15 protein-coding genes are annotated in these 14,158 nt (G+C 70.7%); 10 read left to right on the top strand and 5 right to left on the bottom strand.

Annotation, left to right across the window (positions count from 1 at the left end):
• Positions 1 to 74: 74 nt before the first annotated feature.
• Together KOI35_RS24095 and KOI35_RS24090 are read right to left on the bottom strand one after the other, a co-directional pair.
• The gene (locus KOI35_RS24095; RefSeq protein WP_215790277.1) at positions 75 to 1,043 is read right to left on the bottom strand and encodes a pirin family protein; all 969 of its coding nucleotides are present in this window, start codon (positions 1,041 to 1,043) and stop codon (positions 75 to 77) included.
• A gap of 3 nt (positions 1,044 to 1,046) precedes the next feature.
• Positions 1,047 to 1,487 carry a MarR family winged helix-turn-helix transcriptional regulator gene (locus KOI35_RS24090; protein ID WP_215790275.1) on the bottom strand — a complete coding sequence of 147 codons (441 nt, stop codon included), beginning with the start codon at positions 1,485 to 1,487 and terminating at the stop codon, positions 1,047 to 1,049.
• A gap of 65 nt (positions 1,488 to 1,552) precedes the next feature.
• Between KOI35_RS24090 and KOI35_RS24085 the strand changes: the two genes are divergently transcribed.
• From KOI35_RS24085 to KOI35_RS24075, 3 genes are all read left to right on the top strand, one after another.
• Positions 1,553 to 2,548 carry a hypothetical protein gene (locus KOI35_RS24085; protein ID WP_215790273.1) on the top strand — a complete coding sequence of 332 codons (996 nt, stop codon included), beginning with the start codon at positions 1,553 to 1,555 and terminating at the stop codon, positions 2,546 to 2,548.
• 66 nt (positions 2,549 to 2,614) lie between these two features.
• The gene (locus KOI35_RS24080; RefSeq protein ID WP_215790271.1) at positions 2,615 to 3,280 is read left to right on the top strand and encodes a class I SAM-dependent methyltransferase; all 666 of its coding nucleotides are present in this window, start codon (positions 2,615 to 2,617) and stop codon (positions 3,278 to 3,280) included.
• Positions 3,281 to 3,451: 171 nt separating this feature from the next.
• On the top strand, positions 3,452 to 5,026 hold the full coding sequence (locus KOI35_RS24075; protein ID WP_215790270.1) for a phospholipase D family protein: 1,575 nt from the start codon (positions 3,452 to 3,454) through the stop codon (positions 5,024 to 5,026).
• A 35-nt stretch (positions 5,027 to 5,061) separates the two neighbouring features.
• Here KOI35_RS24075 and KOI35_RS24070 read toward each other — a convergent pair whose 3' ends face one another.
• Entirely contained in the window at positions 5,062 to 6,120 is a 1,059-nt protein-coding gene (locus KOI35_RS24070; protein WP_215790268.1) for a protein-L-isoaspartate O-methyltransferase family protein, read from the bottom strand.
• 92 nt (positions 6,121 to 6,212) lie between these two features.
• On the opposite strand from KOI35_RS24070, the gene KOI35_RS24065 reads away from it, so the two are divergent.
• Genes KOI35_RS24065 through KOI35_RS24055 form a run of 3 tightly spaced genes read left to right on the top strand, consistent with a single transcriptional unit; the run spans position 6,213 to position 7,987 of the window.
• Positions 6,213 to 6,809, top strand: coding sequence for a hypothetical protein (locus tag KOI35_RS24065; protein WP_215790266.1), 597 nt, complete (start codon positions 6,213 to 6,215; stop codon positions 6,807 to 6,809).
• 5 nt (positions 6,810 to 6,814) lie between these two features.
• On the top strand, positions 6,815 to 7,546 hold the full coding sequence (locus KOI35_RS24060; RefSeq protein ID WP_215790264.1) for a hypothetical protein: 732 nt from the start codon (positions 6,815 to 6,817) through the stop codon (positions 7,544 to 7,546).
• 9 nt (positions 7,547 to 7,555) lie between these two features.
• On the top strand, positions 7,556 to 7,987 hold the full coding sequence (locus tag KOI35_RS24055) for a cupin domain-containing protein (protein ID WP_215790262.1): 432 nt from the start codon (positions 7,556 to 7,558) through the stop codon (positions 7,985 to 7,987).
• Here the strand turns inward: KOI35_RS24055 and KOI35_RS24050 are convergent.
• Both KOI35_RS24050 and KOI35_RS24045 read right to left on the bottom strand, forming a co-directional pair.
• A complete protein-coding gene (locus tag KOI35_RS24050) occupies positions 7,923 to 8,933 on the bottom strand; it encodes a hypothetical protein (protein WP_215790260.1) in 1,011 nt (336 codons plus the stop codon). The two genes, KOI35_RS24055 and KOI35_RS24050, sit on opposite strands and share 65 nt — an antisense overlap.
• Before the next feature lie 9 nt (positions 8,934 to 8,942).
• Complete coding sequence (locus KOI35_RS24045) at positions 8,943 to 9,713, bottom strand: transglutaminase-like domain-containing protein (RefSeq protein WP_215790259.1); 771 nt, start codon at positions 9,711 to 9,713, stop codon at positions 8,943 to 8,945.
• Positions 9,714 to 9,751: 38 nt separating this feature from the next.
• Between KOI35_RS24045 and KOI35_RS24040 the strand changes: the two genes are divergently transcribed.
• From KOI35_RS24040 to alc, 4 genes are all read left to right on the top strand, one after another.
• Positions 9,752 to 10,885, top strand: coding sequence for a phosphotransferase family protein (locus KOI35_RS24040; RefSeq protein ID WP_215790257.1), 1,134 nt, complete (start codon positions 9,752 to 9,754; stop codon positions 10,883 to 10,885).
• Between the two features lie 60 nt (positions 10,886 to 10,945).
• Positions 10,946 to 11,656 (top strand): hypothetical protein, encoded by a 711-nt coding sequence (locus tag KOI35_RS24035; RefSeq protein WP_215790255.1) that lies wholly within the window; start codon positions 10,946 to 10,948, stop codon positions 11,654 to 11,656.
• 205 nt (positions 11,657 to 11,861) lie between these two features.
• The gene (gene allB, locus KOI35_RS24030) at positions 11,862 to 13,178 is read left to right on the top strand and encodes an allantoinase AllB (protein ID WP_215790254.1); all 1,317 of its coding nucleotides are present in this window, start codon (positions 11,862 to 11,864) and stop codon (positions 13,176 to 13,178) included.
• Positions 13,178 to 14,158 (top strand): allantoicase, encoded by a 981-nt coding sequence (alc, locus tag KOI35_RS24025; protein WP_215790252.1) that lies wholly within the window; start codon positions 13,178 to 13,180, stop codon positions 14,156 to 14,158. Before allB ends, alc begins: the two co-directional genes overlap by 1 nt.

The raw sequence follows: 14,158 nt of genomic DNA, 5'->3' as shown, positions 1-14,158 counted from the left end.
GAGGGTGTTCCGGTGGGCATACCGGAACGGTCCCCATACGTCCCTTATGGAAACTGAATGGAAAGTGATCCGAATCAGTCCGTGTGCGGCATCCGCTCGGCCGGGATCACGCCCAGGCGCCCCTTCTGGAAGTCTTCGAACGCCTGCTTGAGCTCGGCCTGGGTGTTCATCACGAACGGGCCGTAGTGCGCCACCGGCTCGCGGATCGGGCGGCCGCCCATGATGAAGAGTTCCATGGCCGGGATGTTCGAGTCCTGCGTGGCGTCGGCGGTGACCCGGATCGCGTCGCCCTTGCCGTGGGCGGCCAGCTGACCGATCTGGATCGGGCGCTGCTCGACGCCGACCGTGCCGCGGCCGGCCAGCACGTAGACCAGCGCGTTGTAGTCGGGCTGCCAGGGCAGGTCGAGCCGGGCGCCGGGCTGCAGCGTGACGTGGGCCAGGTTGATCGGCGTGAACGTCGACCCCGGACCGGCGTGCCCGCCGACCTCGCCGGCGATGACCCGGATCAGGCTCCCGCCGTCGGGCGTGGTCAGCAGGGCCGACTCGCGGCCGCGGATGTCCTGGTACTTCGGCGTGATCATCTTGGCCGCGCGGGGCAGATTGACCCACAGTTGCAGCCCGTGGAACAGGCCACCGCTGGTCACCAGGTGCTCCGGCGGCGCCTCGATGTGCAGGATGCCCTGGCCGGCGGTCATCCACTGGGTGTCGCCGTTGGCGATCGTGCCGCCGCTGCCCAGCGAGTCCTGGTGGTCCATGATCCCGTCGATCATGTAGGTGACCGTCTCGAAACCGCGGTGCGGGTGCCACGGCGTGCCCTTGGGTTCACCCGGCGCGTAGTCGACCTCACCCATCTGGTCGAGGTGGATGAACGGGTCGAGTTCGTTGATCGGCACACCGGCGAAGGCCCGGCGGACCGGGAAGCCCTCGCCCTCGTAACCGCTCGGCGCGGTGGTGAGGCGGCGGACGGGCCGGAAGCTGGTCGAGGGGTCGAGCTGCGGCACCCGCGGCAGGACCAGAACGTCGTCGACGGTAATCGCGGGCATGGGTTACGCCTTCCTGACTTTGTCGAACACGCGGGCGATCACGGCGAGCTCGTCGGGATCGAGCCGATCGATGAAGCTGTCGCGAACGGTGATGAGGTGCAGCGGCGCGGCCGACTCGAGCGCGTGCAGGCCCTCGTCGGTGAGCACAGCCTCTTGGCCGCGCCCGTCTTCGGGACAGGGCTGCTTCCGGACGAGGCCGCGCTTGACCATGGAGCTGATCTGATAGGTGATCCGGCTCGGCGAGAACACCAGCTTCCCCGCCAGTTCCCCCATCCGGAGCCGATGTTCGGGCGCTTCGGACAGGGTGACGAGAACGTGGTAGTCATTCATGCTGAGACCGGTCTGCGCGCGCAGCTCGTCCTCGAGGTGGGTGTGCAGAGCCCACGAACTCTCGATGAAGGTGCGCCAGGTGAGCTGTTCGCTCTCCGTCAGCGGGTCGGCCATGGGAAGAGACTAACTCTTTCAAATCTGAAACAACAAGTGTCGCCGCTCACCACTAGGCTCTCCGCGTGGATCGGGACGTGTTCGCCGGACGTCTGCACGCGTCGGCCGAGGCGGCCTGGGCGTTCGCCCGGAAATTCGTGGCCGAGGAACTCCCGGCGCCGTTGCTGTTCCGGGTGCGGCTCAACCAGTCCTACGACGGCAATCCGCCGGAGCCGGGCGAGGTCCGGTTTCCGCAAGACAGCACACGCTTCCTGAGCAAGTGCGACGCCGCCACCGCGGTCGCCGAGCTGTGGCGCGACGGCCGGGTGCCCGAGTGGATCGACGTGGCAGTCGTCGACGAAACGGGCTCGGCCACCGTGATCGAGCTCGTGTGCTGCGGCCGCTTCACCGACGACAACTCCCGGCTCTATCACGCGCGGGAGGGGCGGCCGCCGTTCCACGTGGTCGGCCCGGCGCTGCCACCCCACCACGACGGCACCCCGTTCAGCATCCACCTGCGGGCCGAGTGCTGGGATCACGCCGACGCCCGGCATCTGGCCGCCGCCGCGGACGAGGTGTGGTCGCTCGCTCTGCGGGCCGAACTCCTGGCCGAGCTGCCCGCTCTACCGAATCTGGAGATCCTGACGATCCGCGGTCTGCCGTCGCGTCCGTGGGGGTTCGGCGCGCTGGGCGGCCTTGCGCCGAATCTGAGCCGCCTCGACCTCAGTGCCGAGGGCGCGCTGTTCCTCGACGGTGACATCGGTTTTCCCGTACGGGAAATGACCCTCACCGCCGCCGGGATCGGTGCCCGGGCCACACTGCCGACGGACCTCGACCGGCTCGCCCTGCATCTGCGGCGCGGCACCGACCACGAGGTGATCGCGCTGCTCGACGGCGTGCGGCGTCTGGGCTCGCTGAGTCTGCGGGGCACGCCCGTCACCGATGCCGTCCTCGCCGCGCTCGAGCGCTTCGACCTCAACCGGCTCGACCTCGTCGACACGCAGGTGAGTGGGGTGGCGCTGTCCCGATTCCGTGCCGATCACCCGGAGACCGAGCTGTATCCCCGCACCTTGGCGCCGTGACGGCTTCCGCTGCGGGCGAACGTTCCGGGACGGTGAGCGGCGGCCCGCGTGGGCACGATGAGGGGTATGGCACCTACGGCGGCGTATGACGAGATCGCGGACTGGTACGAGCACGACTTTCTGCCGGCGAGCCGGCCCGGTGATCCGATCGGGGTGCAGCGCCAACTGACCGAACTGCTGGGGGCCGGGAGCGGGACGGTCCTGGAGGTGGGCTGTGGCACCGGGGTGCACGCGGCGCAGCTTCGGGAACTCGGCTGGGCTCCACTCGGCGTGGATCTGTCGGCGGGCATGCTTGCGTACGGGAAAACGAAGTTGCCGGTGGCCCGGGGTGACGCGACGCGTCTGCCGGTGCGTGACGGTTCGGTGCCTGCGGTGGTGGCGATGCTGGTGCACACCGACATGCCGGACTATCCGGCCGTGCTGCGTGAGGTCTCCCGGGTGCTGCGGCCGGGCGGGGTGTTCGTGCATGTGGGGGTGCATCCGGCCTTCTGCGGCGGGTTCGCCGATCGCAGCGATCCCGCGGCCGTGGTGATCAGGCCGGGCTATCTGGACGGTCACTGGACCAAGGACTCGTGGACCACCGAGGGTGTGCGCAACCGGGTGGGTGCCACTCACTTTCCGTTGCCCGCACTACTGCAGGCGGTGCTGGATGCGGGCCTGACGCTGACCGGCTTCACCGAGGGTGGCGAACCGGTGCCGACCACCCTGTCATTCACAACGATCAAACCATGAACATCATCCCGGCCACGCCCAGCACGACCAGCAGCAGGACCGCGATGAGCAGGCCCTTCTCGGTGTTCTCGGTGACGTCGGTGGTGGTGATCGGCTCGCTGCTCATGGCGTGATTCCCTCCGGAACGGTGTCGACGTGCGCGCTTCCGGCTTGCGACTTAGATTCGAGGGCGTGCCTCAGCCGGACTGGTTCCTCACCACGGAGGAGCGGGGCAACCCGGCCTCCTCCATACCCACGTTCAGCGCCGGAAACGCCGCCGAACCTCTTATTCACGGCAAAACATATTTTGACCGTCTGGTAACGGAGGTGGAAAGCCTCCGCGAGGGTGACCACCTGTTCTTCACCGACTGGCGGGGTGACCCGGACGAGCGGATGCGCGACGAGGGCCCGACCATCGCCGAGCTGTTCAGTGCCGCGGCTCGGCGCGGTGTCGTCGTCAAGGGGCTGCTGTGGCGCTCCCACCTGGACAAACTCGCCTACAGCGAGGAGGAGAACCGCAACCTCAGCGAGGACATCCGCGCGGCCGGCGGTGAGGTGCTGCTCGACCAGCGGGTCCGTCGCGGGGGCTCGCACCACCAGAAGCTCGTCGTGCTGCGGCACCCGGACCGCCCCGAGCTCGACATCGCTTTCGCCGGCGGCATCGACCTGTGTCACAGCCGCCGCGACGACGAACGGCACCTCGGGGATCCGCAGGCGGTGCCGATGGCCAAGGCGTACGGGAAGAATCCGCCCTGGCACGACGTGCAGCTGGCGTTGCGCGGACCGGTGGTGGGGGTGCTCGACCTGACCTTCCGGGAACGGTGGAACGAGCCCGACGACCTCGACCAGCACGGCCCGATCTCGACGATCACCGACAAACTGCGGGGCGCCGACATGAGCGCCGACAAGCTGCCGCCGCAGCCGCCCGACCCGCCCGAGTGCGGGACGCTCACCATTCAGACGCTGCGTACGTATCCGGCGATGCGCCCGAAGTACGACTTCGCACCGGACGGCGAGCAGAGCATCGCCCGCGGATACACCAAGGCGATCAAACGGGCCCGGCGGTTCATCTACATCGAGGACCAGTATCTGTGGTCGGCCGAGGTGGCCCGGCTGTTCGCCGAAGCACTGCGGACCTACCCCGACCTGCACCTGATCGCGGTGGTGCCCCGGCACCCGGACGTCGACGGCGCGTTCGCTCTGCCGCCCAACCAGATCGGCCGGGAGAAGGCGATCGGCCTGTGCACGTCGGCCGCGCCCGACCGCGTGCACGTGTTCGACCTGGAGAACGAGGCCGGAACGCCGATCTACGTGCACGCCAAGGTCTGCGTGATCGACGACGTGTGGTGCAGCGTGGGCAGCGACAACTTCAACCGTCGGTCGTGGACGCACGACAGCGAGATCTCCAACGCGATCCTCGACGACACGCGCGACGGGCGGGCGCCGCTCGACCCGGCGGGACTGGGCGACGAGGCGCGGCGGTTCCCGCGCGAGTTGCGGCTGGCGCTGATGCGGGAACACGTGGACAGCGAGGACGTGCCGCTGGTCGATCCGGCGGACGCCGTACGGGAAATGACCTCGGCCGCCGATCGCCTGCAGAAATGGCACGACCGGGGACGCCAGGGTGATCGCCCGCCGGGCCGGTTGCGACGGCACTCGACCGAGCCACTGCCCTGGTATCAGCGGTGGTGGGCGGCCCCGGCCTATCGGCTGGCCTACGACCCGGACGGGCGGCGGTGGCGCGACCGGCTGGCTAACCGATGGTGAGCGTGGTCTCGCAGCCAGGCCAGAACGTCGTCCACTCACAGCTCCCAGGTGTGCGGCATCAGGATCGGGGCGGCCGGGTCGCCGCCCGCGGCCAGCGTGATGCGCCACGCCCCCATCGCCGGTCGCCCCAGGTCGAGCCAGCGGTCGAGCACCGCCCGGGCGTCGGCGGCATATTTGTCCGCCTGCGCGCCCCGGGCACTGATCCGCCCGTCGGGGGTGATGGTGGCGCCGCCGGTGCGCTCGTCGTCCAGCAGCACCAGGCAACTCTGCTCGTGACCGGGCACGGCGGCGTGGGTCGCCCGCCGATGCCAGACCCCGGCCGCGTACCAGAGATCGCGATAGGCGAGCGCGTCCAGGGGCGGATCAAAGACGATTTCCCCGTACGGGGTGAGCTCGCTGAACACGCCCGGCGGCGCGGGCGCGGGAAACGGGTGAGCCGCGGTCAACGGCCCGGCCGCGGTCATGAACCCGGCCGGGGTGACCACCCGGGCCGTGCCGTCGGTGGCGATCCGGAGCACGGGGTGGGTGCCGGCGTGCTCGACCGGCGCCACGATCGGCCGCGGCCAGTGCGGCGAGATCCCGGCGACGCCGACGGTCACGATCACGTGGTCGGCGTCGAGGCCGGGCCGGCCGGCATAACCGTCGGCCAGTTCCACCCGTACGTTGCCGACCTGCGCCCGGGCCAGCGCGGCGCGAGCCCGCTCGACCACGTCGGCCTGCACGTCGATGCTCACGACCCGCGCGCCGAGGTGGGACAGCAGGGCGGCGTTGTAGCCCGTCCCGGTGCCGATCTCGAGCACCGTCTGCCCCGGCCGCACGTCGAGCGTCTCGAGCATCAGCGCCATCAGCGACGGCTGGCTCGACGAGCTGACCGGCGTCCGGCCGTCGACCTTGGTGACCAGCACGTCGTCGCTGTAGACGATGTCGAGGAAGTCGGGGTCGGCCGGTTCGGCCCAGGTGCCGTCGCGCCGCTGGAAGCCCTCGGGCACGAACACCTCACGCGGCACCTCGGCGAAGGCCGTCGCGAGCCGCGGCGAGAGGACCATGCCCCCTTGCCGGATGCGCTCGAGGTAGCCCGCCCGCGGCCCGCTCACCTCCACACCATAGACGCGGCAACTCGGCGGCACCCGTTCCGCTATCAGCGCTAGCGGCCGGGCACCGATCGGGAGCGGTGAGGAGGTACGCCATGCGCCGATCGTTCGCACTGCTCGCCCTGGCCGGGGCGGCTGCCGTCGCCGTTCTGTCCGGGTGCTCGGGCCAGTCGGCGACGGCGGCGTCGCGGCCTGCGCCGGTCACCACTTCGGCGCCGTCGGCACCTGTCCTGGCCAACCGCGGCACGGACTGGCCTGCGGTTGTGGGCTCGATGGTGGCGTACGGGCAATGGCTGCTGACCACCGGCGACCCCGCCTCGGCCGGTGTCGTGACGCAGGCCGGTTGTGCCAGCGCCGACTCGCTCGACGGCGTGCTGAAGTCGCTCGCCGCCTCGGACGCCATGGTGCACACCAGCCCCGTCACGCTGACCGCGGTGACCGGGCCCGCCTCCCCCGGCGACCGGGCCACGGTGCGGGTCACGGCCACCCGGGCGGCCGAGGCGGTCGTCGTCAAGGGTCAGACCGGGCTCAGCACCTCGGCCAAGACGGTCTGGCTGGAGGACCGGCCCGAACTGTCCGCGACCTCCTTCACGATCACGCTCGCCCGCGGCGCGGACCACGGCTGGCGCTTCTGCTCGGTGACCGACCCGGTCGGCGACCCGGACAGCGAGGCCGTCACGCGCCTACTGTGACGGCTGTGACTTGGTCGACGAGCACGGACGCCGCAGAGTTTCTGGATGCGGCGGGCGCCTTTCTGCGGGCCGACCCGGTGGCCAACACGATGCTGCTCACCGAGGCCGCCTATCTGCGGGCCTACCCCGCCGACGACGACCGGCAGTTCGGCTGGTGGACGACGACATCGGGCGAGGTCACCGGCGCCCTGCTACGCGCCGCGCGCCACGCCCCGATCGTGAGCCGGCTCCCGGACGATGCCTGGGGATCTTTGCCGGATTTTTCCGAGGTAGGGATCGACGCTCGCGACCTCGATCGGGCCACCGCCACCTGGCCCACCCTGTCCGAGTTGTTTCGCGTGACCATCTGCCGCCCTCCGTCCGGCGAGGCGACCGGACCGGCCCGCCGCGCCGGCCCGGACGACCGTGACCTGCTGGTGGCGTGGTTCCACGATCTGATGGCGGCCCACCCGGGCGATCCGAGCGACCTGACCTACGTGGTCGACTTCCCGCTCACCTACGGCGGCCTCACCCTGACCGAGGTCGACGGCACCCCGGCCGCCATGGCCGGCCGCACCCCGGTGATCGCCGGCATGACCCGGGTGGGTGCCGCCTATGCCCCGGACGGCGACACCACGTCCGTGCTCGCCGCCGCGTACGCCGAGGCCGCCACCGTCGCGACGGACGTCCTCGTCCTCACCACCAAGCCCGCGCCCGGCCAGGAGCAGTGCGGGCAGCGGATCACGCTGAGGCGCTAGAAAGGGAGGATGGAGCAACCGGTCAATCTGCAAGCCGCCCTGGCCACCTTCGCCGAGGTCTACAGCCCGCGCATCGTCGCCCGCATGAACGACTACGACGTGCGGATCGCGCACGTCGCCGGGGAACACGTCTGGCACGTGCACGAGGACACCGATGAGTTCTTCCTGGTGCTCGACGGGCGGTTCGACATCGCCCTGCGTGACCGGGAGACCGTCACGCTCGGTCCGGGAGATGTCTTCGTCGTGCCCAAGGGGGTCGAGCACAAGCCGTCGTCGCCCGGCGGCTCGATTCTGATGTTCGAGCCGTCCGGAACACTCACGACCGGTGACCGGCACGAGGGGGAGATCCCGGCCCACGTGCACAGCACCACCGGCGTCAATTTGCCGGCGACACCCGCGCCGCCCACTCGAACGCCTCCGCCGCCGGAAGCACGCGGTTGAGCGTCACCTCGGGCCGCATCAGCGGATAGGTGCGGCCCAGGTTCCAGCTCCGCTCGTACGGCGGTGGGTCGAGCACCACCACCCGATGGTCGCCGAGCAGCGGGATGTCGGCCGGCCGGCCCTCGTTCCAGATGGTCTCGCCGGTCGCGTCGGCCAGATAGAACTGCCCGTGGATCGGCGTCGCCGGCGACAGCTCACCCTCGGTGGCCGCGGCGACCCAGGACGGGTCCGGGGGCGAACCCGGCAGATGTTTGCCGATCAGCGTCGCGGCCAGCAGCGTGTGCAGCTGGAAGTTGTCGCCCACGCCGCTGATGGTCAGCTCGTACGCCTGTTTCGCAGGCCGGTGCAACACCAGCAGTGGTTCGTCGTCGAGCACCTCGAGCAGGCCCAACAGCCAGGCCGCGTCTTCGGCGTGCGGGGTCATCAGGGCCGTCGCCGCGGTCAGCCGGTCGCGTTGCGGCAACGCCAGCCGGGCCCGTTTCTGCTGCAGCGGCAGGAGCAGGCTCGGGATCCAGTCCTTGATCGAGAACCAGGCCTGGACGATCTCGCCGGCTTCCTCGACACTGAGCTTCGCCGCCTGGGACACGCGCTCCCGGAGAGCCAGATATTCGTCGGCCGACCGGGGTGCGCCGGCCGGATCGCCCAGCTCCCCGAACCGGGCGGCCAGCTCGAGCCCGGTCGCCATCCGGCTCACCAGCACCGGGAGCACCGGCAGCGGGTCGGCGCCCTGCTCGATCAGCCCGGCCACCAGCGTCGCCAGCAGGCCGCCGTTGCCGAGCGCGACCTGTTCCAGCGCCGGGATCAGCGGGACCAGGCCGGCGCTCAGCTCGTCGCGGTCGGCGGCGGGCAGCCTGTCCACAATGGCGCGATAACTGCGGGTGGACGCCTTGGTGTCGAGCCGGAGCACGGCCTCGGCGAGTCCGGCGCAAAGATCAGGCAGGGCCATCGCCAGAGACTAGCTCAGCGAAACCAAGCCCTCGTGATCGTCGTACGGCAGATCGCCCCCGGCCACGGCCAGGATCCGGATGTCGGGCATGGTCAGCGCGCCCGAGATCGTGGTGGCCAGCGCGGTGTCGGCCGCGTCGCGCCCGGTCGCGATGCGCATCAGGCTCTGCCGCGGGGCGAGCCGGGTCGCGTCCCAGACCCGCCATTGTCCCTCGAGCGCGGTCTCGACGACCAGGTGGAAGTCCATCGGATCGAGCCCCGGGGCGTAGACGGCGGCGACCCGGGCCGGGATGTCGATCGCCCGGCACAGCGTGGCCACCAGATGTGCGTAGTCACGGCACACCCCGGCCCCGCCCAGCAGCGTGTCGATGGCGTCGGTGGTGGGTCCGCTGCTGCCCGGCGTGTACGCGAGATGTCCGTACACCCAGGAAGTGATCGCCCGGACGGCGGTCGTCGCGTCGCTCAGGCCGCCGAACTCCTTGCTCGCGAAGCCCCCGAGCCGATCGGACGGGCAATATCGGCTCGGCCGCAACGCCACGATCCGCTCGACCTCGGTCACGGCCGGCACTCCCGGATGAAGGCCCACCGACGCCTCGTAGCTGACCTCGACCCGTCCGGCCGGGGCCCGCAGCATCCGCTGGCCGTCGGGCAGCACGCTGACCTCGCCCGCGCTCACCGTCAGCTCGGACTTCTCCGGCGCGGCCACGCTGATCTGCAGGACGACCTCGGCCGGTTCGGTGACGTCGAAGCCGAGGAAGCAGGCGACCTGGGAGTAATTCACGTGAGCAAGGTATCGATCGCACGTTACGGTTTGCGACCGTGACGAGAACCGTGACGCTGGTGCTGATCAGCCCGGCCGGCGAGATCCTGGGCGAGACCGAGCCGTTCGAGGCCGCGGTGCCGTACTGGCAGGAGGTCTCCGGCTTCGGCCCCGGCCTCCAGGTGCTCCGGCTGCTGCACGCCGACCGTTCCGCGCCGCCCGGCGGCCACGTCACCTATCTGGCCGAGGTCACCGGTTCCGTCGAGAGATTCACGATCAAACCCGTTTCCCCGTACGCGTCGGAGCCCCACCCGGCCCGCGCCCCGTACGCGGAACTCGGGGGCCCGACCGCCTCCCTCGCATGGGCGGCCACCGTCGTCACCGGCGAGGCGGCGCAACAGCGTACGTGGAACCTCTCGGCCATCTGGCGGATCGACGGCCCGTCCGGTCCGGTCGCCTGGCTCAAGCAGGTGCCGCGGTTCTTCGCCCACGAGCCGTACGCGATCCGCATGGTCGCCGAGTTCGCCCCGTCCCTCGTCCCGCAACTGCTGGCCGAAGGCGACCACGGCCGCATGCTGCTGGCTCATGCCCCCGGAGCCGACCGCTACGGCGCCGGTGCCGAGATGTGCGCCTCGATCGCCGCCGCCTTCCACCCGATCCAGGCGCACTTCGCCGCCCACCAGGCACCCCTGGCGAAGATTCCCGACGCCCGCCTGCGGGTCGAACCGTTCGCCCGGGTCGCCGCGCCCTGCTACGACACGATTCCCGGCCTGGAAGCGCTGATCGGCGACCTGCCGGAGCGGCTCGCGGCCATCGCCGCCTGCGGCCTGCCCGACACCCTGGTGCACGGCGACCTGCACCCGGGCAACGTCCGCACCGACGACGCGGGCCGGCTGACCATCATGGACTGGGGCGACTGCACGTTCGGCCACCCGGCCATCGACATCCTGCGCCTGACCGACGGCCTGACCGCACCCGAGCGCGACGCCCTGCTGGACGCGTGGGCCGGCCGCTGGACGCAGACCGTGCCCGGCAGCGACCCGTTGCGGGCGGTGAACCTGATGCGCCCGATCTACGCGTTGCGCGGTGCCGTCATCTATTCGGCGTTCCTGGCCGGCATCGAGCCGTCCGAGTGGCCGTACCACGCCGCCGACGTGCCCGAACGGCTCACCGCCGCGGTGGCCTGCGGCTAATTTTCCGGTCCGGCCGGGCGAACAGGGAAGAGAAGTCCCTGCTTTCGACGGAGGCCGGCCATGCGAGTTTTCGCCGTGTCCGTGACGGTCGCGTTCCTGCTGGGCGGTTGTGCCGGGGCGCAGGACCGGCCCGCCGCCGGTCGCCCGGCCTCGGCGCTCGAGGAACTGCGGGCGGCCGAGTCGAGGTCCGGCGCCGACCCCTACCAGGTGAGCGCCACATACAAGGGCCGGACCATCAACATGACCGTCGACGACGCGAACCGGGCCATCGAGACATGGGCCAGCCATCCGGTCCCCAAAACGACCGCGAAGATGACTTTCCGCAAACTCGTCGTCGGCGACCAGAGCTGGTTCAAGGTGGAGCTGCCGGCCGGGGTCCTGCGCGTGATGGGACTGCCCGGCAAGTGGATGCGCATCGACCAGGCCACGAAGACAAGCGCCACCGTCAGCACGCCGCCGGTGTTCGCTACCGCCTCAGAGGTGACGACAGTGAACACGGGCACCTACACCGGCATGCTCGACCTGACCGGCCAGAAGATGCTGAGCGAGGCCGACATGACACGGCTCGGCGACAGCGCGAAGCGGGTCCCCTTCGAGGCCGTCACCCGCGACGGCCATCTCGCCTCGCTCACGATGAAGATTCCCGAACTGGGCGTCATGAAGATGTCCCTGTCCGGTTACGGCATCACGGCGGCGCTCGCCACTCCGGCCCCGGCCGCGCAGACCACGATGCCGGCCCGGGCACGCACCCTGCTGGCCGGAATGCTCTGACCTCTCGCCAGCGCATTTTCCGGCCTGGCCGCACAGCCCGCCGCGTAGCCCGCCCGCCGCATAGCCCACCCACCCTGGGGGCCACCGTCCCCGACGATTGTCCCTCGCTGAGCCGATCTTGACCTGAGCCCTGTGGACAACCCGGGATTGTGGACAACGGCGTCGTCTTCATTTTCCTGTCACAGGGCGGGACTAGGGTCGGGGCATGGTCGAGCTGGTGTTGCGTTCGCGGCGGGTGGTCACGGGTGACGGTGAGCGCGCGGCCTCCGTGGCCGTCGAGGGCGGGCGGATCGTGGCGATCGGCGGGCACGACGACGTGTTCGACACGGCGGTCGACACCGATCTGGGCGAGACCGCTCTGCTGCCCGGCCTCGTCGACACACATGTGCATGTGAACGAGCCGGGGCGTACGGAATGGGAAGGTTTTGCCTCGGCCACTCGCGCGGCCGCGGCCGGGGGCGTCACGGCGATCGTCGACATGCCGCTCAACAGCCTGCCGCCGACCGTCGACGTCGAGGCACTGCGGATCAAGCAGGCCGCCGCCGAGGGGCAGACGTTCGTCGACGTCGGGTTCTGGGGCGGGGCGATCCCGGGCAACGCCGACGCGCTTCCGGCGCTGCACGAGGCGGGCGTCTTCGGGTTCAAGGCCTTCCTGGCCGATTCGGGCGTGCCCGAGTTCCCGCCGGTGTCGGCGGGCGAGCTCCATGCCGCGCTGCACAAAGTCCCGGACGCCCAGTTTGTCGTCCATGCCGAAGACCCCGATCACCTGACCGATTTGTCGGGATCGGCGACTTACGCCCAGTTCCTCGCCTCACGCCCGGTCGAGGCCGAACACGCCGCTGTCGCCACCGCGATCGACGCGGCCCGGCGCACCGGAGGCCGGGTGCACATCCTGCACCTGTCGGCCGCCACCGCGCTTCCGCTCATCAGGAACGCCCAGCACGAGGGCCTGCGGGTCACGGCCGAGACCTGCCCGCACTACCTGACGCTCGACGCCGACCACATCCCCGAGGGCGCGACCGAGTTCAAGTGCTGCCCGCCCATCCGCGACGCCGCGAACGCCGACCGGCTCTGGTCCGCGCTGGCCGACGGCCTGATCGCCTGCGTCGTCAGCGACCACTCCCCCTGCACACCCGAGCTCAAGCGGCAGGACACGGGCGACTTCGCGGCGGCCTGGGGCGGCATCGCGTCGGTGCAACTGGGCCTGCCGGTGATCTGGACCTCGGCCCGATCCCGTGGCTATTCGCTGGCCGACGTGGTCGACTGGATGGCGCGCCGCCCGGCCGATCTGGTGGGGCTGCGCGGCAAGGGCCGGATCGAGGTGGGTGCCGACGCCGACCTGGTCGCGTTCGACCCCGACGACACCTTCGTGGTCGAGCCGGCCCGGCTGCACCACAAGAACCCCGTCACGCCGTACGCGGGAAGGAAGTTGACCGGTGTCGTCCGCACCACCTGGCTGCGCGGGCATGCGGTGACCGGCGACTCGGCGCGGGGGAGGTTTCTGACGCGGAAGGACGCTTGATGGAGGATTTCGCCACTCTGCCCGATCTGGCCTCACGTGCGCTCGGCGGCGGCGTCGTTCACGCCAACGACGAGTTCTTCGCGGCGGCCGACCACCTGGTGCTCCCGGCCGCGCCGGTGTTCACGCCGCGCAGCTTCGACCACAAGGGCCAGGTGTACGACGGGTGGGAGACCCGGCGCCGACGCGAACCCGGGTTCGACGTGGCGATCGTGCGGCTCGGTGCGCCCGGGGTGATCCGGGGCGTCGACATCGACACGGCCTTCTTCACCGGCAACTATCCGCCGCACGCGGCGATCGACGCGCTGACGGTCGAGGGCTATCCGGCACCGTCCGATCTCGTCGAGGCCGAGTGGGTCCCGCTCGTGCCGAAGTCCCCGCTGCAGGGCGACAGCCGCAACCTGTTCCCGGTCGACGACCAGCGGCGGTTCACCCACGTCCGGCTGACGATCATCCCCGACGGCGGCGTCGCCCGGCTGCGTGTGCACGGAACCGCCGTCCCCGACCCGCGTCTGCTGCCCGAGGTGTTCGACGTGGCCGCGCTGGCCCACGGGGCGCGGATCACCGAGTGCAGCAACATGTTCTACGGCCATCCGGAAAACATGCTGATGCCCGGCCTGGCCCAGCACATGGGCGACGGCTGGGAGACGTCCCGCCGCCGCGACGACGCCAACGACTGGGTGACGGTCGCGCTGGCCGCGCCGGCCGAGATCTCGCTGGTCGACCTGGACACCACGCATTTCAAGGGCAACTCGCCCGGTTCGGCGTCCGTTCGCGGCACCGCCGACGGCACCGAGTGGTTCGACATTCTGCCGCGCACGCCGCTGCGTCCCGACACCCCACACCGTTTCCCCGTACGCCCCGGGCGCGCCGCCACCCACGTCCGCCTCGACATCTTCCCGGACGGGGGGATGGCCCGGCTCCGCCTGCACGGGCGTCCGGTCGCCGGCTTCCTCGACGAGCAGTTCCGCCGTCACACCTGA

It is taken from the genome of Paractinoplanes bogorensis, assembly GCF_018829635.1.
Taxonomy (GTDB): Bacteria; Actinomycetota; Actinomycetes; order Mycobacteriales; family Micromonosporaceae; genus Actinoplanes; species Actinoplanes bogorensis.
The sequence above is the reverse complement of the archived record's forward strand: the minus strand, read 5'-3'. Positions and strand labels throughout refer to the sequence as shown.